The sequence below is a fragment of the Paenibacillus helianthi genome, assembly GCF_001909055.1.
GTDB classification, from domain to species: Bacteria; Bacillota; Bacilli; order Paenibacillales; family Paenibacillaceae; genus Paenibacillus_AQ; species Paenibacillus_AQ helianthi.
Genome location: NZ_LVWI01000059.1, coordinates 176,460 through 201,936 on the forward strand (window position 1 = coordinate 176,460; position 25,477 = coordinate 201,936).

Here is a 25,477-nt window from a genome sequence, read left to right on the forward strand (position 1 = left end):
TATCCGGCGGTCCAATACGACTTGAAATGATGGAGGGATTAACGGATGAACACACGTAACCGAAAAACATCCTCGCTGCTGCTTGCAGCAGGACTAACTGTAATGGCGGCCTTATCCGGCTGCAGCGGAGGCAAATCGGCGGGTGATGTGGCTGCAGGAAATAATGGCGCGGCAAGTGGCGGCAGCACAGAAGAACAAGTAACCATCACCCACTACACCATTGATTCCGAGGACCGCACGTTTATCGAGAAGCTGATTCCCGATTTTGAGAAGGAGCATCCGAATATCCGGGTCAAGGTGGAAAAAGCGCCTTACGAGCAGTTCGACAGCAAGCTGCAGACCCTGATCGCCGGGGGCAAATCGCCTGATGTCACAAGCCATTACGGTTATGGCGGTTTTGCGGAATATTACAACAAGGGCATGCTGCTCGATCTGACCGATCTGATTAAGGAAGTGGGATTCAAGCCGGAGGATTATCACATTCCTGACAATCTCATGAAAATCTACACCGTCAAGGACCGCACCTACGGCATCCCGGTCAACATGTATGTCACCCTGATGCTGTACAACAAAGATATGTTCGATGCCGCGAAGCTCTCCTACCCTCCAAGTGACTATGAGGACAAAAGCTGGACCTTTGACAAAATGGTTGAAAAGGCCAAGCAAATGACCGTCGTCTCTGACGACATTGCCAAAACGCAGTACGGCGTGGACTTCACCTGGTCCGAGCGCGATATGCGGCCGCTGTATTTCGGAGCTGAACCCTATTCTGAAGATACCTGGACGAACGGCGGCGTGCCATCCGAGACCCATTTTGACTCCCCCAAGGTGATTGCCGCTTACCAAAAGCTGTTCGATCTGATATTCAAGGACAAGGTCTCTCCCACCTCCGAGTGGAGCAAAAGCGTGGCCGGACAGAACGGCGATCCCTTCGTTGCAGGCAAAATCGGCATGTCCATCGGCGGCTCCTGGAACCTGGCGGGAGCGAATGATTTTCCATTCAAAATCGGCGTAGCCGCCGTCCCTTGGGGAGGTAACGAGAAGGTGCGCAGTACGCTGTTCGTTGATCCGCTGCTGATTCTGAAGGGCTCCAAGCATCCGAAGGAAGCTTTTGAATGGATCAAGTATCTGATGACCACCGAAGTCCAGGAGAAATCCATCGAGCTGAGCGGCGGCAATCCTCCGGTCAATACGGAAGCTGCGGAAGAATATTATAAGCATTTTGACGGCATTGATCCGGCGGATGTGAAGAAGGTCTACGAGGGTGCAGTCAAATACGGCTTCGAATCCTACAACCATCTGATCACCAACTACTCGCAGATCAACGACATGTTCATCAATGAGATGCAGCCAGTCGAGACCGGACATCAGACACTCGAGGAGGTTATGCCGGTGATTCAGAAGAAAGTGACTGAGATTATTAAGAGATAAATTCCTGCCTTTAGCGGATATGCGGCAAGCCCTGTATACTGTAGGCAGGGAATAGATTCGGAAAATCCGCCGCAAGGAGCGTTTGAGATGAAAGTGAGTATTTTTGATGTAGCCAAAAAATCCGGGTTATCCGTGGTAACGGTCTCCCGGGTCATTAACGGGGCAGGCTCGGTGCGCGAGAAGAACCGCCAAAAAGTGCTGGACGCGATCAAAGAGCTGGATTACCGCCCCAATGCGGCGGCCCGCAGCCTGGCCAGCGGCAAGACCGGCATCATCGGTTTGATTGTAACGACCCTGCAGGATTCCTTCTTCGATGCGGTGGTCAAAGAGCTGAATGAGGTGCTGGCGCTGCACGGCTATTTTCTGGCCATCTCCATCTCTACGGGTATCGCCTCAGACGAGAACCACTATCTGATCCAGGAGGACCGGGTGGACGGCCTGATTCTGCTCTCGCCGATGGAAGAGGACAACTATATTGTGGAGCTGAAGCGGCGCGGCATCCCCTATGTGCTGATCGATAATCAGCAGCCGGAGAATGACAGCTATTCGATTACTATTGATAACGTAAAAGGCGGCTATGCCGCCGCCCGCCACCTGCTGGAGCTGGGACATACCTCTATCGCCCATCTCTGCGGGCATGAGATGTTCCGCAGTACCAAGGAACGGCGCGCCGGCTTCCTGAAGGCACTGAAGGAACAAGGGCTGGAACCCTTTGAGATTGTTCACGGCGATTTTGAAATTACCAAAGGCTACGATACCGCGAAACGCTGGCTGTCCGAGGGCAAGCTGCCCACCGCCGTATTTACGGGAGATGACAACATCGCCCTTGGCGTGATCAATGCTCTGATGGAAGCCGGGGTGCGCGTGCCGCAAGAGGTTGCTGTTGTCGGCTATGACGACCACTACATTGCTTCCCAGCTTCGCCCGCATCTGACAACCCTGCGCCAGCCGGCAGACAAGATCGGGATAGCCGCAGCCGATATGCTGCTGAAACGCATGAATGGAACGATGAAACGCGGGGCCAACGTAAGGATTGATCCGGAATTAATTGTACGTGAATCTACTTTATCCAAGTAGAGCCGTACTGTCCGGCAGTTAAGTATAGGATGACGAAGTAACTCAGGATGTGAAAGCTCACAAAACTTAGACTATGCTTTCGAGGCGAGTTTTGCGGAGTATATATCAAGGATGCGTGGCTACAAAACTTTAGGAGTGACGACCATTGGCTTACTATTTGGGCATCGATGGCGGAGGAAGCAAAACCTACGCTCTGCTCTGCGATGAGCATGGCAATGTGCTTGGCAAGGGCAGGAGCGGCAATGGGAACCATCAGATGGGAGCCCGTCAGGCCGCGGCCAGTATCCATGAGGCAGCCTTCGCGGCGCTTGCGGAAGCAGGACTCCGGCTTGGCGAGGTTAAGCATGCTTATCTGGGTCTGGCCGGTGCTGACCGCAAGACGGATTACGACATCCTCCATCCGATGATCCGCAGCATCGGATTTACGAATTATACGATCAGCGGCGACCCGATGATCGGCCTGCGTGCCGGTACGAAACGCCCTTATGGCGTTGCTCTCATCTGTGGAACCGGCACGAATGCCGCCGGGCGCAGCCGTGAGGGCCGGCACTATCAATGCGGCGGCTTTGATTATATGTACGGCGATTTCGGCGGCGGCGGAGCGCTGAATATCGAAGTATTCCGCACCGTACTCCGGGCCTGGGACGGGAGGGAAGCACCTACACTTCTCACAGAGCCGCTGCTTCAGCTGCTCGGCTATACGCATGTCGGAGAGATGTTCGATGACTTCCTCGATCATGGAAAGTCTGTGCCCCTGGACGCCGCCCGCCTGCTGTTCCCGGCTGCGGCCGAAGGCGATGACGCAGCGCTTGCGATCCTGCACCGCCAGGGCGTGGAGCTGGGCAAAGCGGCTGCGGCCGTGATTCACAGGCTGGGCATGGAGAACGAGGCCTTTGACGTAGTGCTCGCCGGAAGCCTCCTTACCCGGGGTGACCGGGGCTGGATCACTGGCCCGATTGAGCATGCGGTGCACAGCGCAGCTCCGAACGCTTCCGTGGTCACCTTAACCACAGAACCTGTCGTCGGTGCTGTATGGTCGGCACTCGAAGAAGACGGTATTCCTGTAAACAACGATATTTATGAGAAAATGCGTGTATTTCAAGAGTTCGAAGCAATCCCCATCACAACCAGACAGGAGTGATTATCTTGGCAACTAACCAAGGCCTTAAGATCGCCGTCATCGGCGGCGGATCTTCCTATACCCCGGAACTCGTCGAAGGCTTCATTCTTCATTACAAGGAGCTTCCGGTCCGCGAGCTATGGCTTGTGGACATTGACCCCGGCCTGCACAAGCTGAATATCGTCGGCAGTCTGGCCAAACGGATGGTAGAGAAATCCGGGCTTCCCATCGAGGTCCACCTCACCACCGACCGCCGCAAAGCGATTGAAGGCGCCGATTTCGTCAGTACACAGATTCGTGTCGGCATGCTGGATGCCCGCGCCCGTGACGAGTCCATCCCGCTGAAGTATGGAGTAATCGGCCAAGAAACGACGGGCCCGGGCGGAATGCTGAAGGCACTGCGTACCATCCCGGTCATCCTGGACATCTGCCGGGATATCGAGGAGCTGGCGCCGAACGCCTGGCTGCTGAATTTCACCAATCCGGCCGGAATGGTTACCGAAGCAGTGCTGCGGTATTCGAACGTCAAGAGTGTGGGGCTGTGTAATGCACCCATCGGCTTGATCAAGCAGGTATCGGCCAAATACAATGCCGCCCCTGACCGGATCTATGCCGAGTTCGTCGGCCTGAATCATCTGCACTGGATTACCCGCATTGATGTTGAAGGAGAAGACAAGCTGGATGACATGCTGGCCGACACCGCTGGCTACAGTGCGAAGAATGTTCCAGCGCGGGAGTGGAATCCCGAGTTCCTGCAATCTTTGCATGCACTGCCCTCTTACTATTTGAAATATTTCTATATGACCGATGCCATGCTCGCAGAGCAGCAGGAATCCTTCAAGCAAGGCGGCAACCGCGCCGAGGTGGTCAAACATGTAGAGGAGGAACTGTTCGCCATCTACGCCAATCCGGAGCTGAGCGAGAAGCCGAAGCAGCTGGAGCAGCGCGGCGGAGCCTTTTATTCCGAGGCTGCGGTCAATCTGATGCGTTCCCTGCATAACGGCACGAACGACATCCAGACACTGAATGTGGCGAACCGTGGCGTCCTGGACTTCCTGCCGGAGGATGCGAGCATTGAGGTCAACTGCGTGGTGACCAAGACCGGTCCCCTGCCGCTGCCGCTGACCAAGATCCCTCCGATGGCCAAGGGACTGATCCATGCCGTCAAAACCTACGAGCAGCTGGCCATTAATGCCGCTGTCACCGGGGACCGCAGCCTGGCGATTCAGGCGCTCGCACATCATCCGCTTGTGCCTTCCGTAGAGGTGGCCATTGCCATGCTGGACGAAATGCTGGAAGCGAACAAGGCATACTTGCCGAACTTTTTTGCCAAAGAGACTGCCGGGACACCGGTACAATAAACGGGATATCAAAAAGAGACTGCCTTTCAAGAAGGGGCAGTCTCTTTTTTTGTTGTAAATACAACAATAATAATGTATTATTTCTTACATCGTTTGAAAAATACATGAGTAGCGGAGTGGCAATTATGAAAGAAATTTTACGTGAGGTTGGAATGATTGCCAGAGCATTGGATTCTGTAAGTAATATAGAATTTAAAAAATATGATCTTACAAAAGGGCAGTACTTGTATCTCGTGCGAATATGTGAAAATCCGGGAATGATTCAAGAGAAGCTAGCGGAAATGATAAAGGTAGACCGGACAACAGCGGCTCGTGCCATAAAGAAACTGGAGATTAACGGATTTATTAAGAAGAATGATGATCCCGTTAATCAAAAAATTAAAAAACTATTTCCTACAGAGAAAGGGATGTCTGTGTACCCTTTTATTAAAAGGGAAAATGATTATTCCAATAAGGTCGCACTATCCGGATTCTCTGAAAGTGAAGTGGAAACGGTTTTCGACCTGCTGCAAAGAGTCAGAAAAAATGTAGAAAAAGACTGGGAGTTTGTAAAAAAGGGGAACCAGAGAACTTATTGATTGCTTAAAAGGAGGCACCTAAAATGACTATAACTATACAAAAGTGCACATTAGAAGATCTAGGATTGCTTCAAGATCTTAGTGTTGAAACATTTAAGGAGACATTTGAGGATCAAAATTCACCTGAGCATATGAAGGCCTACTTGGAAAAAGCGTTTAACGTAGTGCAATTAGAAAAGGAGTTATTAACTATCTCTTCGGAATTCTATTTTATTTATTCTAACGGGGAAATTGCCGGGTATTTAAAGGTCAACACTAATGAGGCTCAATCTGAAATCATGGATAATCTTTCGCTTGAGATTGAGAGGATTTATATCCGCAAAAAATTCCATAAGCAGGGACTTGGCAGCTATCTGATGAATACAGCTATAGCCCTAGCAAAAGAACAGAATAAAGAGAAGATTTGGCTCGGGGTATGGGAAAAAAATGAGCGCGCCATTACCTTTTATCAAAAAATAGGGTTTGTTCAAACCGGAGCCCACTCTTTCTATATGGGTGATGAAGAACAAATCGATCTGATAATGACCAAGACACTCCAATAGGATTCTTCTGTAAAGATATTCAGGCTAGAGGATATCCCTTATCCGTTGCAGGAGTCAGGGATATCTTTTGTTGGGGTGTAGGTTACTGCTTAATCAGCACGGTTAAATCACCCTCAAAAACCTTCTCATCGTTGTGGTTGAACGTGGACAACAATACAGTAACGCTCCCTGTGTCATTCTTCTTCTCTTTCACTTCGGTCACTTCAACAAGGGTATACAACTCATCCTCCGGATACACCGGCTTAGTAAATTTAAGATTGTTCATAGCGGTTCCAGCAATAACATCATCACCATAACTCCCCGTTTCCACCCAAAGTTTGAATGAGACCGCCATGGTTTGTATACCTGAGGCAATAATTCCATTAAATCTTCCTTGCTTCGCCTTCTCTTCATCCAAATGCATATATTGAGGGTCAAACTCCGCTGCAAATCTCGTAATACTCTCTTTAGTCATTCTGATGGACTTGGTTCTGAAGACTTGCCCGACAAAAAATTCATTAAATCTCATTCATCGCACCTCTTATATCCGTTATATTTGCTGTTTTATTGGACGATCTTGTCCTGGGAGCTTAAGTAACCGTGACATTTAAAGTCATAGTTGGGATTGTTCATAACCTCTTCTTTCTGAAGTTCATACATGGCAATTTTATAATTTATTTCCTCCAAGTGTTTAAAACTTTCATCAATTTTCTTCTGCACTTCCAATTTATGCTGCATTAACATTTCTTCTCTTTGCAAAAAGGTGTTATTCCCCAGTTCATAAAGTTCCTTGTAATCCTTTATTTTCGAAAGAGGCATTCCTGTCTCTTTGAGACAACGAATAAAAGAAATCCAGTCTATTTGTTGTTGGGTATACACTCTACGGCCTTTTTCGTCACGAGATATGTTTGGTAATATCCCTTGCTCTTCATAAAATCTAAGTGTCTTTGCAGATACATCTACATGCTCCACTACATATGTCATTGAATACAGCATCTACTCGTCCCACCTCCAGTTACAGTTACTGTAACTAAATATAGATCACAAAGATAACGATAACATAAAAACCCTTTATGTAACCATATAAAAATAAACCCTTTACTTCCCGTAACAGCAACCAATTACACTGAAATAGAAAATATAACAGGATAATGAAAAAACACGGCTTGAATTCATTCTTGAAAGAGCAAACGGGAAGATACCTGTGATGGCTGCCGGTTCCATAATAACACCAGATGATGCCCTTAATGCTATGGAATTAGGCTTGCCGCTAGTCGCCATTGGACATGCGTTAATTATGGATCCTAATTGGGTTGAGAAGGTCGCAAATGGACGTGAAGCCGAGGTGGATTCTGAATTGAACGTTTCGAAACTCGACCAGCTTAATATTCCGGAAAAACTTTGGAATGTATTTCAAGCCATGCCAGGTTGGTTTAATATCGCTAAATAAACATTTTCAAATACCGTTGAATCGTTTATTGGTACTTTCAACGGACTTAAAGAACCCATCTCCACTTATCGTGGACAATGGGTTCTTTTTTTATCGTATATACCTTAGGGGTTAAATCACCTTATGCTGAACCCACTTATCCCCGAGAAAACGCCGGAGGAAAATGAAGCCGCGTATGCCCCACTCGCAGTTCATGGCCAGCCAAACCCCGATAATCCCCATATGCAGCACGATGCCGAGGATATAGCCGAGCACTACGCGGAACAGCCACATGGACAGCATGGACACGATGGATGTGAACTTGGAATCGCCAGCCGCCCGGAGCGCGGAAGGGGTAATGAAGCTGATCGACCACAGCGGGATCTGGGCAATCGAATTCATCAGAAAAACAATAAAGATATCCCGGACAATCTCCTGCGGCGGATGGAACAGCGACACCAGCGGGTGGAATAACGGGAAGATCAGCAGCGCCATCAAGGCAAAAGAGGCTGAGGACAGCCACAGAAACGACTTGACGAATTTACGCGCATCCCGGGTATTCCGGCTTCCCATGCATTGTCCAACGACAGTGATCAACGTCAGCGACAATGCATTGGCTGGAATCTGCATGACCCCGGCGATCGAGGAAGTGATTGCATTGGTCGCAATGGCATAGGTGCCAAGACTGACAATAAAAATCTGCGTCAGAATCTTACCGCCATTGAAGAACATCTGCTCCGCCGCAAACGGCAGGCCGATGAACATAATTCTCCGGAGCATGGTCCAGTTGAGAACCAATAAGTCCCGGATCTTCACCCGGAGGCTGCTGTCGAGCCGGAACAGATAGATCAGCGAGCAGACCGCAGCCAGATACCGGGAGGTATTAATCGCGATGGTCATGCCGAACACACCCATATGCAGCCCGTTAATGAACACGAAGTTCAACAGCACGTAAGAAAAGTTCATAATCAGCGAGAGTACGAGGGACACACGGGTCCTCCCGATGCCGCGCAGCGCGCCGCACACCGCTTCCATCACAGCAATCCCCAGATAGGACAGGCTGCTGCCAATCAGATACGTGCGGGCGTTCGACATGACCTCCGGCGAAGCCGCACCGAACAGCAGATGCAGCAGAGGTCCATGGAACGCAATGCCAAATAAGCCGATGGCAAATGCCATCAGCGAAACAGAGGAGACCGCTCCGGCGGCGGCTTTGGAGACCATTAGGTCGTTTCCGCTGCCTTTATATTGCGCAACAACAACGGTTCCGCCAGTGGATACCGCGATGAATACACTGATTAGAAAAATATTCAGCGAATCTATCATATTCACCGCACTGATCGCCGCCACACCGGAAGAGCTGATCATCGCTGTATTCACGACGTTCAGCCCTACCACAAAGGCCTGATCTACCAATATAGGAAGAAATAACGATATGATTTGACGGTAGTCAATGGATTCTCCAGAAAAATACTTGTCGAGAAACAGGCGGCCCTGCTTCACATTCACCTTGGGCTCTAGCATAAGTTCACTTCTTTATATTAGAATTAGGGCCTCGCTATTCTAACATATGAGCTGCATAAGTCAAGGCGGTCTGCCTATGTGACCGGCATTACTCCCCGTGCATCGAAGGAGATAATGTAATCGAGAATGTCTTATCGAACGGGGTCACTGCGTTAACCAGCACCGCCTTGCAGTTATTCTGCAACTTGGCCTCCCGTACCCCGGTCGCCAGATGTTCTCTCCCGCCCCCCGTCAATTCAATCCAGTCCTCCCCGCAGGCATAACGGAGATTCCCGCCGCTCCAGAGATAGCAGTCCTCATCTGCAGCCTGCAGATCTCCAGAGGTGAAGCTTCCTTCGCTCCCGAAAATGAAAGACACCTGTGTCATGACCTCCGCCGGCTCATCGCAGTGCAGCCGGATAGTCCAGCCCTCGTCAGTCCGCTGCACCTCCGCCTGTACCCGGAATGTCTGTTCATGCGTAAGCGGTCGGCTCTGATGCGGGAGCAAATACCAAGGACTGACCGGCGTTCGGGATGTTGGCGGAAGCAGTGCCTCCTCGACGGGGCCGTAATAGCCTTTCTTCTGTTCTCCCGCCAGGCGGTATCCTTCGGGCAGCTTGGTCATTTCCTGCATCGGCACATATCCCGGATAAAAGTACGATGCCACCTGAACGGCAAGCAGCCTCACGGCACCATGGCGCAGCGCAAAGAAAGACGGCGTCTCCGTAATCAGCGTCACACTGGTACTGCCATCCCTGTAACGGGCAACGGGTGCACCGAAATCAGTATGCAGCCGGCTGTGGTAGATTCGTCCCCCATGGCCGGCATCATCCATCTGCTCCAAATAACTATGGCGAAGGAAATCGCCGTTCAGCATTTCCTCATATTTCACAGGAAGGGGCGCCGCTGCCTGAAGCGGCTGCTGTAGCTCAGGCTCCAGCAGCATCCGCACGAGCGCGTTAACCGAGCAGACACCCGGATCTGCAAGCGAACGTCCAGCCCATTCAGCCATGCCCGCAAATAACTCATCCTTATCGGAGCGGGCCAGAATCGCATAAGGTAAATAATAGGGAGACAGATCGTGAACACTCCCCAGGTCCTGCCGGCCGGAATAATCAGTAACGACCTCGCCCGAAGGATGGACCAGGTACACCATCATGTGCAGATTCTGACGAACCGGGTCCAGCAGCTGCGGGCGATTCAGCAGACGGGCGGCATGAATCAGCATAATGTCGCTGACTGCGCTGTAAATCCCATTGCTTCTCTCCGTCCATTCCCCGTCCGGTGTAATGTCCATCCCTTCCGCCAGCCAATGATCCGCCCGCTGAACGGCCTCTTCCAGTCCAAACAGCTCATGCAGATATCCAAGTGCTGCGCAGAGTACCCAGCGGTGATTCGGAGTATGGCATCCGCCCGTAATCATGACAGGCACGGTCCGTTCAAGAAACAGCCGCATATTGTCCAGCACCGGCTGCAGCGGCTGCCATTCCTTGCGGGCCAGCAATTGGTACAGCTGAGCGTAACCGACAATGACAAAAGCCGTATCCGGCGGAGAATGAAAGTTCGTCCAGCCCGGAGATATAGAGCCGTCCTCATGCTGAAAGCGCAGCACGAACTCCGTGGCCAGCAGCAGCCGCGCCAGTAGCGCTTCATCCAGGTAGTACGCAGAATCGGGATTGACCAGAGCCGCTCCCCAGTAACACATGTCCGTCGGCGTGCCAGTCGTGTGATTGACCCAGGCAATACCCGTGCCCGGATCTATCGTCCCGCCATAATAGCGGCTCTGCGGATCGAGCACCTGCCGGGATAACCCTTCCTTCACCGCTCTGTCATTACTCTCCACCAGTTGCTTATACATTGTAATTCCCTCCAATACGCATTCTGCTTCATGCCTGGGTAATGCCAGGTTCCTATATCCGTTCCAGCTCTCTCCCAATACGCTCAGGAATCTCGGCAAATAACTGACTCCAGGAAACGAACAGGTCCTCCCGGTCTGCATAGTCCCAGCTCTGGTAAAACAGAGAGGGAGTGAACCGGAAGGTTTGCAGGTAACGGCGGACCCGGCTGTCAATGTCTTCGTCCGCCGCCAGAACTCCACTATAGAAATCGCCGTAGATCAGGCCGTCTGCGCCTGCCTCCTCCTGCGTGCAGGACACAAATCCCGGCAGCAGCTCAAATAGTTCAGGAAGCGGAGAGAGCGCATGTTTGCCGGGCTGGACATACAGAGCAGCCCGCGTGCCGCTCAGATTAGTCCGTCCGCGCAGCAGCCCTTTCAGGTATTTACCGTGAAAGCTGACCTCGACATCCGCCACCTCTCCATTCCTGGCGATGTATACCCACACATGCTCCAGATCATACAGATGCTGAATATCATAATCGTAATAAATGGCGTATTCTACAACAGCCTCCACATCAGGGCGGTTTACAATCAGACGCCGCCGGAAGGAAGGAGAGTCCCCCTCCTGCCGCAGTACCGTTATACCGAAGCGAACAGGAAAGAACGGCTCGCACGGATCGAACAATAAGCACGGGGCATATCTGGCAGCCAGTAACCGGTCGGCATCGCTCAGCATTAGGCCTGACCTCTGGCCGCAAGCTTGGCCGCAAGCAGCGAATGGCTTTCATCGATCTCTTCCGGCTGGCAGGCTGCCTTCAGCTCATACACCTTGACCTGTGCCCGCTCGATTATCGGCAAATAGGCATCGTAGAACTCCATATCCTTGCTGTTCACATAGGGGCACCAATGATCGGAAAGACCAAGGGTTTCATGAATATGGACACCCACAATATCCTCCATCAGGCCTTCCATTTCCCGCACACTATCGTACAGTCCCAAGCGATCCATCATAATGGCATGACCGGTATCGTACCAGATGCCTACAGGTGCTCCCTTTAGTGCCTTTATGATCGTCTTGGCTTCCGCGAGCGTCGGAATCTGCTGCGGTCTGGAGCGGGTCTCGATCCCAAAGCGGACATTCAGCCCCCTCGACACCGCCAGGTTGCATACCTCATCCAGACTTTCGATGATCTTCTGTACATAGCCGGCGCTATATGTCTCTCGCCGCTCCATCAGCTCCGCCCATTTGCTGCGGTAAGCCTCCGAATCTCTACCCTGTCCGTTATAGATCTGCTCCAGCTCTTTGCTGATATCATTCGGAAAGGGCACTTCGCCGGGATGCACAACAACCGCTTCGCCTCCATAGCGCTGGGTGTATTCGGCTGAGCGAACCAGCAGCTCGATCGCACGCTGCCGTTTATCCTCCTCCCCAAAGCCGAGCAGTACAGAATCCGTACCATAATCAGGGTCCGGAACGTGAGGGAAGGTGTTGTGGACACTGGAGATGCCGATCTCTCCCCGTTCGATCATTGGCTCGATGGTAGTGAGCATTTCCTGGGTCACATTATAATTCAGCTCCACGCGGCGAAAGCCAAGCTCACGGATTTCCCGGACCATTTCACTGCCTATGGTATGGCGTTTAATGTTCCAGCATGTTGAGAAGGAGAAGACTCCTTTATCCTCCATAACAGTGTTCTCCTTTCTTGACCGTTAACGGTTCAGCCTTTGACAGCACCCAGCATAACACCGCTAACAAAATATTTCTGCAGCCACGGGTAAACAACTAAGATAGGGACTGTGGCGAAAATGACGGTGGCCGCCTTGAGGCTCTCCGGTGTCAGTGCAGTCCTGTTCGAACCTTCCAGCTGTGTCAGCTCAGAGACCATATTGTTCTGTACCATCTGGAACAGCTTCAGCTGAAGCGGATACAGTTCCGGGCTGTTGATATACATCAAGGAATCCTGGAAGCCGTTCCACCGTCCCACTGCATAGAAGAGAGCGAGCGTAGCCATGACCGGCATGGATAGCGGCAGCACAATACGCATCAGTGTGTGAAAATGGGAGCTGCCATCAATTTCGGCCGACTCCTCCAGACTGGGAGGAATGTTATTGAAAAAGGAAATCAGAATAATAAGATTAAAAGGGCTGACCAGACCGGGGAGAATAAGCGCCCAGACCGAATCGATCATTTTTAAATCGCGGATCAGCAAATATTCGGGAATAATTCCGCCGCTGAAAAACATCGTAACGACGATAAGATACATGAAGACCTTACGGCCCTTCAGATTCTTTTTGGTCAACGGATAGGCTGCTGCGACGGTGAAGAGCATGCATAGCACAGTTGTGGCTACCGTCAGAATAATGGTGAAGATCAAAGAGTGGATCATGGAATCATTCGAAAACACCTGAATGTATGCATCCCAGTTCACTTCAATAGGGAAAAGGGTCACTTCGCCGGAGGTAATCGCCCGGTTGGAACTTAGGGATACCGCAATGATGTGTAAAAACGGAGCCAGACAGAACAAAACGAACAACGTAACCAATGTAATATTAACGATATCAAAAATACGGTTTGAGGTACGTTCACTCATAGCACTCCGCCTCCTTCCTTCCTTGTCATATAATGCCGTCACCGGTCGTTTTTTTCGAAATATAGTTAGAACCCAGAATGAACACTAGCCCCACCACGGCCTGGAACAGCCCAATGACGGTAGCCTGCGTATATTGCCCGGATTCCAGACCAATCCGGTATACAAAGGTGCTAAGCACATCGGAGTATTCACGGACCGTTGTATTACCGATTACGTAAGGACGGTCAAATCCGATGCTGACCATTTTTCCGAGGTTGAGAATCAGCAATGTGATGATGGTTGGTTTGATGCTTGGAAGCGTAATGTAACGGATTTTCTTGAGTCTTGTCGCTCCATCTACTTCAGCAGCTTCAAACAGCTCCCTGTTGACACCCGTTAACGCTGCCAGATACAGGATAGTTCCCCAACCGGCGCTTTGCCAGACACCTGTGAAGAGATAGGTGATCAGCCACGGATTTTTTTCCGTCAGAAACGGTACGGGGTCCAGTCCCAGACCTACCAGAACTTCGTTCACCATACCGGACTGGTTGCCGAACAATTGGTATACGATTCCCCCGATGATCACCCAGGAAATAAAGTGGGGGATGTACAAAAGGGTCTGTGATATTTTTTTGAACCATACCGACCGGATCTCATACAGCATAATCGCGAGTATGATCGGGGCCGGGAAAGAGACAATCAAATCAAGAAAATTCAGCATAAACGTATTTCGCAGGGTAGTATAGAACTCCCTCATGCCAAAAACCTCGCGGAAGGCGTCAAATCCGATCCATGCACTGCCCCCGATTCCCTGAAACAGGTTGAAATCTTTGAACGCAATCTGCACACCATACATCGGACCGTAGCGAAAGATCACAAAATAGGCAATCGGCAGTGCAAGCAGCGCGTACAGTTGCCAATACCGTCTTAAATATGACGCTTTGCTCAATGGGGTTTCCTCCTATGGAGAAAAACCGGGGTGAAGCGGCCTTCACTTCCCCCCAGCTTTCACTTTTTATATTTGTCTATTTAGCCGGAAGTTCCTTAACCGCCTGCTCTAGTTCTTCTTTCAGCTTGGTTCCGCCCAAAGACATGAAGTCTTTCATTTCCTGCTCGTACACCGCTTCAAATTGATCCGGTTTAGCCATCGTTGTTTTTACAATGATCACATCGAGCTTATCTGTAAGTGTGGTGCCATATTGCGCTTCCCCTTCAATCGGCTTGCCGAAGACAATTGGGCCTACGGTGTCCGTGTTGGCGATAGCGATCGACTGCTTCAGCATTTCCTGATTGTTTTTTGGGAAGCCCATCACCCATGCTTTTTCGTTGGTTGCCTGATCGCCGAGGTTCTTACCGTTAGAGATGATGGCCATGTCGCCGCCATTGAACAGGCGATCGGCAAATTCTTGAGAGACATTTTCCTTGACCACCGGAATTCCGTCCACCATATCATAGTTCTCACCTTCAACCCCATTGTAAATATCAATCAGGTTGTTGCCTGTGGACATCCAATCCAGGTATTTAATTGCTTCTACGGCGCGCTTGCTGCTCTTTGGAATCATGATGTACATACCGTTAGAGGCATAGCGGGATTTAATGTACTTGTTATCAACTTTGGCGTTGGTATACACGTCTACCGGAGTAACCTTGCTTCCCGGCACATTTTTGTAGAGATTATCCATGGTGCCGTCTTTGTAGAACTGGGCATCCACATCTTCTGACCAATAGCCGGTATTGCCATTCTGGATGTCCTTGGCCAATTGCGTTTTATCTTTATCCAGACCGAAGTCCTTGCTGATCAGTCCTTCGTTATAGAGCTTGTTCATAAACTGCATTGCATCCTTGAAGCCCTCATGGAGCGGCAGCTCGTACCGCTGGCTGTAAGTCAGATCGCCGCTGATCGGCTTAATGAAGGAGTAGATCAGTGTTTCGAACTGAGCCGGCGCAAGTGCCATACCCATCGGGATGTTTTTGCTGCCGAGCTTGCCCGGGTCCTTCTCTTTAAACGCTTTCAAAGTTGTATACAGCTCATCCGTCGTCTTTGGAACAGGCAAACTCAGTTTATCCAGCCAATCCTGACGGATGTAGGAGCTGTAACGGCCCGTGATGGCACGTTTACCTGGAATGGAGAACTGTTTGCCATCCAGCTGACCGAATGCCAGCGTTTCGTCACCGATAAACTTCTTCAGGTTTGGACCATATTCATCGAGAAGTTTGCCTACATCGGTCAGACCACCCTGTCCCGCATAGCGGTAAAATACGCTTGAATCATACGTGAACACGATGTCAGGTACATCACTGTCACTCGCCATCAGCACGTTCAGCTTCGTAACTTCCTCAGAGCGCTGAATAGGTACATACTGAACATCAATGTTGTTCGGATCACCGAAATTTTTCTGCACCAGCTTGGATAAAAAGTTGTTGGTAATGGTTTGAGGCGCCGGGCTGTTGCCGCGGTCAAACACTTCCACCTTTAAGGTAACGCGCTTAGCGCTGCTTCCCTCCGTCGCCTTCCCTCCGTTTGCTGCATTCTCTTTGGAATCGGACGAACATCCCGCCAGCAGGGAAACCCCCATTACCGCAGTCAATGTGATCCCCGTTGCCTTCTTCCAAAATCCTTGGTTTGTGTTCACTGTCATCTTTCCATCTCCTTCGCCTGTACAGGCCGTAATGGTGACTTTATGTTCCCCCAAGCCTTAATCCTAAATATCCCCTGTAAGCGTATCCACATCGCATCATCCTGTGCTCTGCCCTGCCGCTTGTCGTTTGGGATGCCCACAGTATTTCATAGCATCCGATCATTTGACAATAAACCTGTTTCGGAAATGCACCTTGCCGTAAATTCGGCCTTCCTGTTTATCCAAACCACTGTTTTCGTGAAATAAAGCGCTTTCAAGGTTTCTGAAATAAAGACCGGAACACTGCTTGCGTCCTCCCGGCGGAGGCTGGCGAGCAATATTCCGGTCCGGGCCGTTCACCTTTCATCCGGTGCAAAGATACGGTTTATATTTCATGTTGTGGAGGCTTTGTGCCCGCGCTTCAAAGAGCGGTAATCGCCCGGCGTAATTCCGGTCACCCGTTTGAATACCCTCCCGAAAGTGATGGCATTCGCATAACCCACCTTAAGCGCTATATCCTGCAATGAACCTTCCGTCTCCAGCAGCAGCTTTTCGGCTTCCTCCATCCTCAGCTGCGTAAGGAAATCAACAAACTTCATATTAAACTCCATCTTAAAAAGATAACTGCCATATTTGCCGGATATCTGAAACCGGTCGCTTAAATGCTTCAGGGAAAGATCCGGATTGGCAAAGTTCTCTTCAATATACTTCTTCATCTCATTTACCATTGCCTTATAACTTTTGGTTTCGCTTACCGAAACATAGGTACGGAATACATCGGTCAGGTACTCGAACAGAATGTCCTTCACCTCATGAATGGATTCCGCCTTTTCCAGCAGCTTCAACTGCTCCGCCGCATTCTCCGCCGACAGCTCATCCTGCAGCTGCTCTGACATTACGGCTACTTCCCGGTTCAGCATCTGCAGCATGGCCTGGATTAGAGAACGAATATCGGCATCCTGCAGAAAGTCCTGTTCAAACGCTTCAAAAATCCCCTCCAGCCGCTGCCGCCACTGGCCGCTCGACATCCGGAACTGCTTGACGAACTCCGCAATCATCTGCAGATACTTATACGTTTCCAGCAGCGGCTGGCGTGAGTCCCCGCCTTCCGCCAGAACGATATCTTCGTGCATCAGAAGCTTGTGCTGCATGACATTCTCCGCTGCAACATAAGAGTCCCGAATTGAACCCGGACCGGATACCGCCGGACCAATGCCGAAGCTTAGAGAGATGCGCAAATTTTGCTCAACCCAGGAGCGGCATTGCCCGGCGAAAAGACGTATTTTCTCGGTCATCTCTTCATCATTGCCGGTGGCCAGGAAGAGAATCGCCGCCCGGTCGGTGCTGATCCACTCCGCCCAGCCCTGCAAATCCGCCCCCCGCGCCAATTCCTGAAAGACATTCATCAGGGCAAACTTAAGCGTATTCTGATCGCCCCTGGTATATCGATCCTGAAATACCTTCTCGTAGCTGTTAATTTCACTGAGCACAACCGTGAAGCGGGACGAAGGATCGGCTCCGGAGAGCGGCGACAGCTCCTCCATCCGCTGGACGGCATTGTCCAGCCGTTCACTGTGCAGCAGATCGGTGAATAGCTTGCTGCGCTGCAGCAGCAGATTCTCCCTGCTCTTTTTATCATAATCCGTCATATGGTTGATCAGATCTTCCAGCACTCCATCAATGAGCATCATTTCATCCGGCCTGGAGGCGGATTGATCCATCGTCCGGATCTGATGACCTTCAATCCGGTTCATAATCACCTGAATCGGCTTATAGTTGCGCCGGGTAACATAGATCAGGTATAGAACCGCACATACCACCGTTCCGAACGCAATCGCCACCCAGAGATAGGAGATCACAGAAACCCAGCTGAACAGGTTGCCGGCCTTGATCCCGCTGGCGAACTTCCAGCCAAGCTTCTCCAGATAAACTGTGTTCAGCAGCTTGCCCTTTTCGGCACCTTCGCTGTCCGAATGGGCCTGGTACAATGTCTGTCCATCGCTTCCATAGATCGTAAGGAAAGACAATTGCTCGTTAACCATACTGTCCACAATCTGTTCAATTCCGCTCATTTTGATATTGATTACAAGCACACCCTCTGAGCCGAAGGGCAGCGGCATTCCTTTATCTATGGTAAGCACACGTACAGGCGTGCGCTGAATGAACTCATCCTTGTATTCTCTGACGGGCTGCCACCCCTCCTTCACCGTGCCGGAGGTAATGTGGCGAATCCAATCTTCGTCTATGAATCCGTTCAGATTCTTTAATCCAGTTTCTGTAATAACGCTTTCATTTTTCTTGTCATATACATAAACGGACTGAATGTAGGACGAGTCGTCTGTCAGAATGCGCAGGTTCTGTGCCACCGCATAGATTGCCCCGGTATCCCTCGGGCCTTCACTGTTGAAATAACGCTTATAGGCATCGCTTCGTTCAGCAGATTCCAGCACCGCCAGCTCAACTTCCTTGATGGTCCGCTCTACATTATCCACTAGATATTTGGCGGCGATACGGTCCGCTTTCTGGGTCTCCGTCCGTGAAATATCGTTAATAAACACAAAAGAGGCGAAAATCAGGATCGTCACAGTAAGCAAAAAAATAGGAAAGTACGACAGCAGCAACCGGCGATACCAGGTACGGAACAATGGACAACCCCCTCTAACAAACGTATGAATATAGGCCGCGGTTCGGTCCCCAATATACGCACGGTAGTAAATATTGGAAGCGTATTCACGAACGGGGCTTCGTATGAAGTTCTGCCATTATAGCACATGCCGGGTATACCCGGCCAACCAGAAACGTAATGGAAAATACAGGAACGGCCTATAGAAACCGCATTCCTGCGTCCGAAACCTTCCGCCGTATCCTATGCTAAACAACAAATCAAAAAGGCGGGATGCACACACCCGTGCAACCCCGCATTCCTATCCGCCCAGGCATTGTTAAGCACCTGCCAAGCGGCGAATCGTCACCATTAGTGATTTATAAACCGCTGATTTCTCTGATATACCGGCGGGCCTTCATCGCATATTCCAAAGGATTGGCAAGCGCCGGGTCCTGCTCCGCCTCCACCACGAACCATCCCGTATACTCATTACGGTCCAATTCAGTGAAAATCTCTGCAAACGCGATGCAGCCATCACCAGGCACGGTGAATGCACCCGCTTTTACCGCCTGCAGAAAGCTGAGCTGCTCCCGCTTGACACGATCGACAACCTCCGGCCGGATATCCTTCAAGTGTACATGCTTGATCCGGGGTATATGAACACGCAGTACCTCTAGCGGATTCTCGCCGGCAAAGGCCAGATGTCCGGTATCGAACAGCAGAGACACCTCATTCGGCTCCGTGAGCTCCATCAGCCGCGTAATTTCGGCCGCGCTCTGGACTCCGGTCCCCATATGGTGGTGATACACAAGCGTCATATCCTTCTCTGTCGCCAGACGGCCTAGACGGCCCAGCCCCTCCGCGAGTGCGGACCACTCCGTTTCCGTAAATACAGGCTTATCGGCGAACAATGGTGTATCCATTTGCCCCTGTATGCTCCGCCCTTGTTCTGAAACAACGATCACCTTGGCCCCCATCTCATGCAAAAAATCACGGTGCGCACAAAAGGCCGCAGCAGTCTCCTCATATGGACGTACTGTCAGGTATGCGCTGAACCAGGCACTGGCAATCTGAAGTCCGCGGAGCGCAAGCGCCTGATGAAGCCGCTCCGGGTCGCGCGGATATTTATTGCCCACCTCGCTTCCCTGAAACCCCGCCAGTGCCATTTCACTGATGCACTGCTCAAAGGTATTGTCCCGCCCGAGCTCAGGCATATCGTCATTGGTCCAGGCAATGGGGGCAATCCCCAGCATCACCGCATGTTCTTTGAACATCATCGCGTCTATCCCTTCCGTTATCCGTAGTAGGACGGGTTCTCAAGCCCGCCACATGGTTCGTTCATTATTCAAGTGATATCAGGAATTCCGGGCTCAGACTCTATCAGTAGCTGCGTGCTTGATCCAATTGTCCGCGCTTCTGCTCGTAGGCCGCCTGCACCGCTTCGCTGCCGGACACTTCCGGTACTCCAACATGCCACCAGGCGCCGTAGCCATGGGTCATGGTCTTTGGCAGCACCTTGATGTCGATCAGCGTGGACCGATCCTGCTTCCCGGCTTCCTCCAAGGCGCTTCGCAGCTGCTCTGCCGTTGCCGCACGGAAGGTCTTGACCCCATAGCCTGCTGCACTGGCTGCATAGTCAATATGCATCAATTCGCCGCTTAAGCGGCCATCCGGGCCACGGTGGCGGAATTCAGTGCCCATACTGTCCAGGCCTTGTTCCATCTGCAGATTGTTAATGCAGCCGAAGCCCGCATTGTCGAGCAGAATAATGTTGATCTTCTTATTTTCCTGAAGACTTGTCACCAGCTCCGAATGCAGCATTTGATAGCTGCCGTCACCTACCAGTGCGTATACCTCCCGGCCCGGTTCCGCCAGTTTCACACCGAGCGCACCGGAGATTTCATACCCCATACAGGAGAATCCATACTCCATATGATAAGTATCCGGGACAGCAGCATTCCACATGCGCTGCATATCGCCCGGCAGACTGCCTGCGGCTCCAATGACGATAGCATCTTTGGGAATACTCTCATTGATGATCGAAAGCACCCGTGTTTGCGTCAGTGAAGTCTTCAGCCTCGCTGCATACTCCGGGAGCACCTCATCCAGATGTCCGGCAATCTCGGGTACGAAGAGGCCATCCAGACTTTTTTCGTCCTCAGTACTGGTATACTCTATGCCTGCCAGACGTTTTCTTTCTGCTTCCCACGCCTCCTTAGCGGACACGATTTCATCCGTATAAGCAGAACGGTAGCCGCGCTCCTCCAAGGCTGCAGACAATGCAGTCAGACCTTCGGCTGCATCACAGACCACAGCGAGTGCATCCAGCTTGGCTGCATGATAAGGGGAAGCGTTAAGCGTCAGAAACTCTACCCCGGGATGTGTGAATAAGCTTTTTGAGCCTGTGGTGAAATCTGTAAAACGGGTTCCTACACCGATCACCAGATCAGCTGTTGCAGCCAGGGCATTGGCACCACCGTTGCCGGTAACGCCTATACCGCCCAGATTGTATGCGCAGCCGCTTTCTACAGCACTTTTACCGGCCTGTGTTTCACCGAACGGGATCGCGAATTTTTCTGCAAAATCACGCAATTCCGGTCCGGCGTCCGCATATCGTACCCCGCCCCCGCAGACCAGGAGAGGTCTTTGTTTGCCGGCAATCAGATCTGCCGCCGCCGCGACCTCCTCCGGATGAGGAAGGCGGGGAATGATCCGGTGAATGCGCTTGCGGAAGAAATCAAGCGGGTAGTCCCAAGCCTCGGCCTGTACATCCTGCGGAAGCGCAATCGTAACTGCTCCGGTATCAGCCTGATCCGTCAGCACACGCATTGCATTCAGCAGTGCCATCATCAGCTGCTCCGGCCGGCAGATCCGGTCCCAATATTTGCTCACGGCCTTGAAGGCATCGTTGACCGTGATCGACAGATTATGAGTATGTTCCATCTGCTGCAGCACCGGATCGGGTTGCCGGGTAGCAAATGTATCGCCAGGCAGCAGCAGGACGGGAATCTGATTAGCCGTCGCAGTGGCTGCAGCCGTCAGCATATTAGCTGAGCCAGGTCCCACGGAAGCGGTACAGGCCATGATCCGCCGTCTGCGGCTCTGCTTGGCGAATGCGGTTGCCGCATGAACCATCCCCTGCTCGTTTCTCCCCTGGTAGACGGTCAACCCACCCGGTGCTTCCTGCAGCGCCTGCCCCAGGCCTAATACATTGCCATGACCGAAGACGGTGAATATCCCATGTATGAAGCGCTCCGGCCCGCTGCCAAAATCCACATATTGCTGGTCCAGAAATTTCACCAGTGCCTGCGCTGTCGTTAATCTGATTCGTTCCACATGTATCCCCTCCTCTAGTACCCTTTACTGCCAGCGGGCAGTGACGACTTTTTTGCGTGTATAGAATTCAACCCCGTCGCTTCCGTTCGCATGAAGGTCACCATAGAAGGAATCCTTCCAGCCGGAGAAGGGGAAGAAAGCCATCGGTGCCGGTACCCCGACATTGACACCAAGCATGCCTGACTCGATATGTTCCCGGAAATAGCGCACTTTCCCGCCGTCATTCGTAAAAATACAAGCTCCGTTGGCAAATCGTGACGCGTTAGCGATCTCAACCGCCTCCACCACATCCTTGACACGAATCACCGACAATACAGGCGCGAAGATTTCCTCCTGCCAGATTTTCATGTCCCGGGTCACCCCGTCAAACACCGTGGGTCCGATAAAATAACCCTTCTCCTGCACAGCGGCGTCCTCCCGGCCGTCCCTGAGCAGCTTCGCACCCTCCGCCACGCCTTGTTCAATATAAGAGACGGTTCTCTCTTTATGGCCCTGACGGATAACCGGCCCCAGAAACGTGCCGTCATCCATTCCATCGCCTATCTTCATCAAGTCACATTCTCGCAGCAGGATGGAGATCAGCTCATCCGCCACCTCTTCCTGCACCGTTACCACGGAGCAAGCCATACAGCGTTCTCCGGCAGAGCCGAAGGCTGCATTAACAATCTGGTTAGCCGAAGCCTCAAGATTCGCATCCGCCAGTACGATGGAATGGTTCTTTGCACCTGCTAGCGCCTGCACTCTTTTCAAATGCGCAGTGCCCTTCTTGAATACATATTCCGCCACCGGCTGCGAGCCCACAAAGGAAATCGCTTTGACATCGGGATGCTCCAGCAGTCCGTTCACGACATCATGCGCACCGTTAACCAGGTTGAATACGCCCTTTGGCAGACCAGCTTCCTCCAGCAGCTCTGCAAGACGCGCTGCCAGCAGCGGTGTGCGTTCAGAAGGCTTCAGTACAAAGGTATTGCCACAGGCAATAGCGAGCGGGAACATCCAGCAGGGCACCATCATCGGGAAATTAAATGGCGTAATGCCGCCAACCACACCAATGGGATAGCGGTACATCCCGGACTCGATTCCTGTTGCAATATCCGGCAGCTGCCGGCCCATCATTAGTGTCGGCACACCGGTGGCGAACTCCACACACTCGATGCCGCGCTGCACCTCGCCGTACGCTTCTTTGAAGCTTTTCCCATTCTCCAGGGTGATTGTCTTCGCCAGTTCATCCCAATGGTCTACTAAAAGCTGCTGGTATTTGAACAATATCCGCGCTCTGCGCGGCACCGGTGTTTTGGACCAGCCTTCAAAAGCCGTCTTCGCCGCAGCCACAGCCCGGTCCAGGTCTGCCCTCCCGGACAGCGGAACCCTCGCTAATTCTTCACCTGAAGCCGGATTATACACCGTCTCCGTCTGCTTCGTATCCGCCTCTACCCATTGCCCGTCAATATAATTATTCAGCACTTTCGCGGTTTGCTGTTCCATCCTGCTCCACTCCTTCGACTCTAGTAATCTGTTCCTGCTATATGGAGTGAACTTAAGAATCTTGCATGCTGTATTGGAGGAATCCTTGGACCACAAGAGCAAGAGTTAATTCAATCAGCTTTCCATCATTCTTAAGTTCAGCTTATCTAGTAGGTTTGCTTCGAGATGATGCTCTAAATTGGTGTTCTCCGCCTCTACAGCCTTCTTAATCCAAGCCTGAACCCACTTCTTCATTAGTGCTTAAGAACGCTTCCAATTCGTCCAGGGTTGGCATGGCGTCCGAGCAGCTGTGGCGGGAGATGACGATGGAGGCGGAAGCACTGCCCCGGCGCATGGCCTCGCTGACAGTGTCTCCCCGCATCAGACTGTGGATGAAGGCCGAGGCATAGGAATCTCCGGCTCCAAAAGTCTTCAATACCTTGGCGGGAAAAATACCGCTCCGGTGCTTTTTCCCGTCTGCCGTGTAGGAGATAGAGCCGCTCCCGCCGTGTTTGATGACCACCAGCTTCGCCCGGTGCGAGAACCAGCGGCTGGCCGTTGCTTCATCGTCTGCGCCTTTCTCGTTGTAGAGGTTCTCCATACTGTCGAATTCCTCACGGGTACCGATGATGCAGTCGCATTTCTCTGCAGCCAGGTTATAATAGACAGCCGTTTCTGCGGCAGATTTCCATGTGTAAGGGCGGTAATCCAGATCAAAAAATGTAGTGACATTATGCTTACGGGCAAATTCCAGCGCCAGAAATACAGCCTCGCGGGAGGGGCTTTGTGCCAGTGCCGTACCTGAGATCAGCAGCGCTTTGGACTTCTGGATGTACTCTTCCGAAATCTCCTCCGTAGTCAGCAGCAAATCTGCTACATGGTCCCGGTACATGAGAATGCTGCATTCTTGCGGGCTCTTGATTTCTGTAAAAGCAAGCCCGGTCACCGCACCGGTCCGGTCAACCGTCACCTGACTGTCGTCAATACCGTTGTTCTGCAGATAGGTGCGGATAAACCGGCCCATCTGATCATCGGCAATCTTGCCGATGAAGCCGGTGCGCATGCCCAGCCGCGCCGTGCCAATTACAATATTGGCGGGGGAGCCGCCGACATATTTGGTGAACGTCAGCGTCTCTTCCATAGGTCTTCCGGTTTCATTGGCATTAAGATCAATACATAGCCGGCCGACGGCGATTAAATCCAGCGGCCGGGCGGGATCGAACTGTAAACCGTTCATAGTGGCGCCTCCTTGAAAAAGCTTTCAGTGGAAAGAACACTTTGGAAGAATAGTCTGAGATGGTTTGAATGAGACTAAATGAGACTGAGTGAGATTGATTGAGATTGATTGAGATTGATTGAGATTGATTGAGGCTGAGTGAGACTGAGTGAGATTCATGAGACTCATGAGATTAAGTGAAATTGGTGAAATCGATTTAAATGAATCGATTTAAATGAATCGATTTAAATGAATCGATTTAAATGAATTAAATAAAATGAAATGAAAAAGTATTCGAGACAATCTCTGCTTGTTTTGAAAACAACAATCATCGGGGGAAGGGTAAGCGCTTAACCTAATTTTCTACTTAAGTATAGTTGAGAAGTCTCGGTTTGGCAATCCCGAATTTGAAGCGTTTCCATAATTCCGGCCCATCCGGCGGCAAATGAATAGAACCAAGGACAAATATTGGATCATGACCAAAGCCGTGCAAACTCAAGTGGAAAAAGTGAACTTAAATCCTCCCTGCCAGTTTCTCCCCAAGCATTAGTTGGAAAAAGTAGAGTTAATCCGACCGATTCGCACCCTAAAAGCGCATTTTACTTGAATTAGGTTCCCCTTTTCCAACTATTCCCTCTACAGATAGTTTTTTAGCCCATTTAAGTTTACTAATTCCACTTCACTTCGCCGGGATTCCGATGGCCCTCTTCCTATTCCCATTCCCATTCCCACCCCCACTCTACTCCTTCTTCCATCCTTGCCCTTGCCCTTGCCCTTGCCCTTGCCCTTGCCCTTGCCCTTGCCCTTGCCC

Annotated in this window: 21 protein-coding genes; 7 read left to right on the forward strand and 14 right to left on the reverse strand. The window is 51.3% G+C overall.

Annotated elements, in window-relative coordinates:
* Positions 1–45: 45 nt before the first annotated feature.
* From A3844_RS22565 to paiA, 6 genes are all read left to right on the forward strand, one after another.
* Positions 46–1,431 carry an ABC transporter substrate-binding protein gene (locus A3844_RS22565; protein WP_074108526.1) on the forward strand — a complete coding sequence of 462 codons (1,386 nt, stop codon included), beginning with the start codon at positions 46–48 and terminating at the stop codon, positions 1,429–1,431.
* 87 nt (positions 1,432–1,518) lie between these two features.
* Positions 1,519–2,508 (forward strand): LacI family DNA-binding transcriptional regulator, encoded by a 990-nt coding sequence (locus tag A3844_RS22570; protein ID WP_074088802.1) that lies wholly within the window; start codon positions 1,519–1,521, stop codon positions 2,506–2,508.
* A gap of 145 nt (positions 2,509–2,653) precedes the next feature.
* Positions 2,654–3,649, forward strand: coding sequence for an N-acetylglucosamine kinase (locus A3844_RS22575; RefSeq protein ID WP_074108527.1), 996 nt, complete (start codon positions 2,654–2,656; stop codon positions 3,647–3,649).
* Between the two features lie 5 nt (positions 3,650–3,654).
* Positions 3,655–4,989, forward strand: coding sequence for a 6-phospho-beta-glucosidase (locus tag A3844_RS22580; protein ID WP_074108528.1), 1,335 nt, complete (start codon positions 3,655–3,657; stop codon positions 4,987–4,989).
* A 125-nt stretch (positions 4,990–5,114) separates the two neighbouring features.
* Positions 5,115–5,567, forward strand: a complete 453-nt coding sequence (locus A3844_RS22585) for a MarR family winged helix-turn-helix transcriptional regulator (protein ID WP_074108529.1) — start codon at positions 5,115–5,117, stop codon at positions 5,565–5,567.
* 23 nt (positions 5,568–5,590) lie between these two features.
* Positions 5,591–6,109 (forward strand): spermidine/spermine N(1)-acetyltransferase, encoded by a 519-nt coding sequence (paiA, locus tag A3844_RS22590; RefSeq protein WP_074108530.1) that lies wholly within the window; start codon positions 5,591–5,593, stop codon positions 6,107–6,109.
* An 82-nt stretch (positions 6,110–6,191) separates the two neighbouring features.
* On the opposite strand, the gene A3844_RS22595 is transcribed toward paiA, so the two are convergent.
* Together A3844_RS22595 and A3844_RS22600 are read right to left on the reverse strand one after the other, a co-directional pair.
* On the reverse strand, positions 6,192–6,617 hold the full coding sequence (locus tag A3844_RS22595; protein ID WP_074088797.1) for a MaoC family dehydratase: 426 nt from the start codon (positions 6,615–6,617) through the stop codon (positions 6,192–6,194).
* A 35-nt stretch (positions 6,618–6,652) separates the two neighbouring features.
* On the reverse strand, positions 6,653–7,084 hold the full coding sequence (locus A3844_RS22600; RefSeq protein WP_074108531.1) for a MerR family transcriptional regulator: 432 nt from the start codon (positions 7,082–7,084) through the stop codon (positions 6,653–6,655).
* Between the two features lie 178 nt (positions 7,085–7,262).
* On the opposite strand from A3844_RS22600, the gene A3844_RS22605 reads away from it, so the two are divergent.
* The gene (locus A3844_RS22605) at positions 7,263–7,538 is read left to right on the forward strand and encodes a beta/alpha barrel domain-containing protein (protein WP_256701663.1); all 276 of its coding nucleotides are present in this window, start codon (positions 7,263–7,265) and stop codon (positions 7,536–7,538) included.
* A gap of 111 nt (positions 7,539–7,649) precedes the next feature.
* On the opposite strand, the gene A3844_RS22610 is transcribed toward A3844_RS22605, so the two are convergent.
* The 12 genes from A3844_RS22610 to iolC all read right to left on the reverse strand — a co-directional run bounded on the left by A3844_RS22610 (position 7,650) and on the right by iolC (position 24,687).
* Complete coding sequence (locus A3844_RS22610; RefSeq protein ID WP_074088794.1) at positions 7,650–9,041, reverse strand: MATE family efflux transporter; 1,392 nt, start codon at positions 9,039–9,041, stop codon at positions 7,650–7,652.
* An 88-nt stretch (positions 9,042–9,129) separates the two neighbouring features.
* Positions 9,130–10,878 carry a hypothetical protein gene (locus A3844_RS22615; protein WP_074108532.1) on the reverse strand — a complete coding sequence of 583 codons (1,749 nt, stop codon included), beginning with the start codon at positions 10,876–10,878 and terminating at the stop codon, positions 9,130–9,132.
* Between the two features lie 52 nt (positions 10,879–10,930).
* Positions 10,931–11,593 (reverse strand): hypothetical protein, encoded by a 663-nt coding sequence (locus A3844_RS22620; protein ID WP_074108533.1) that lies wholly within the window; start codon positions 11,591–11,593, stop codon positions 10,931–10,933.
* A complete protein-coding gene (locus A3844_RS22625; RefSeq protein WP_074108534.1) occupies positions 11,593–12,543 on the reverse strand; it encodes a sugar phosphate isomerase/epimerase family protein in 951 nt (316 codons plus the stop codon). The genes A3844_RS22620 and A3844_RS22625 overlap by 1 nt, the downstream gene beginning before the upstream one ends.
* 32 nt (positions 12,544–12,575) lie before the next feature.
* Positions 12,576–13,448, reverse strand: coding sequence for a carbohydrate ABC transporter permease (locus tag A3844_RS22630; RefSeq protein ID WP_074088790.1), 873 nt, complete (start codon positions 13,446–13,448; stop codon positions 12,576–12,578).
* A gap of 25 nt (positions 13,449–13,473) precedes the next feature.
* On the reverse strand, positions 13,474–14,376 hold the full coding sequence (locus A3844_RS22635) for an ABC transporter permease (RefSeq protein WP_074088789.1): 903 nt from the start codon (positions 14,374–14,376) through the stop codon (positions 13,474–13,476).
* 76 nt (positions 14,377–14,452) lie between these two features.
* Positions 14,453–16,066, reverse strand: coding sequence for an extracellular solute-binding protein (locus A3844_RS22640; RefSeq protein ID WP_074088788.1), 1,614 nt, complete (start codon positions 16,064–16,066; stop codon positions 14,453–14,455).
* Between the two features lie 371 nt (positions 16,067–16,437).
* On the reverse strand, positions 16,438–18,690 hold the full coding sequence (locus A3844_RS22645) for a helix-turn-helix domain-containing protein (protein ID WP_074108535.1): 2,253 nt from the start codon (positions 18,688–18,690) through the stop codon (positions 16,438–16,440).
* 337 nt (positions 18,691–19,027) lie between these two features.
* Positions 19,028–19,924 carry a myo-inosose-2 dehydratase gene (gene iolE / locus A3844_RS22650; protein WP_074108546.1) on the reverse strand — a complete coding sequence of 299 codons (897 nt, stop codon included), beginning with the start codon at positions 19,922–19,924 and terminating at the stop codon, positions 19,028–19,030.
* Between the two features lie 106 nt (positions 19,925–20,030).
* Positions 20,031–21,986 carry a 3D-(3,5/4)-trihydroxycyclohexane-1,2-dione acylhydrolase (decyclizing) gene (gene iolD / locus A3844_RS22655; protein ID WP_074108536.1) on the reverse strand — a complete coding sequence of 652 codons (1,956 nt, stop codon included), beginning with the start codon at positions 21,984–21,986 and terminating at the stop codon, positions 20,031–20,033.
* 24 nt (positions 21,987–22,010) lie between these two features.
* The gene (locus tag A3844_RS22660; protein WP_074108537.1) at positions 22,011–23,471 is read right to left on the reverse strand and encodes a CoA-acylating methylmalonate-semialdehyde dehydrogenase; all 1,461 of its coding nucleotides are present in this window, start codon (positions 23,469–23,471) and stop codon (positions 22,011–22,013) included.
* A gap of 205 nt (positions 23,472–23,676) precedes the next feature.
* A complete protein-coding gene (gene iolC / locus A3844_RS22665; RefSeq protein ID WP_074088784.1) occupies positions 23,677–24,687 on the reverse strand; it encodes a 5-dehydro-2-deoxygluconokinase in 1,011 nt (336 codons plus the stop codon).
* Positions 24,688–25,477 lie beyond the last annotated feature (790 nt).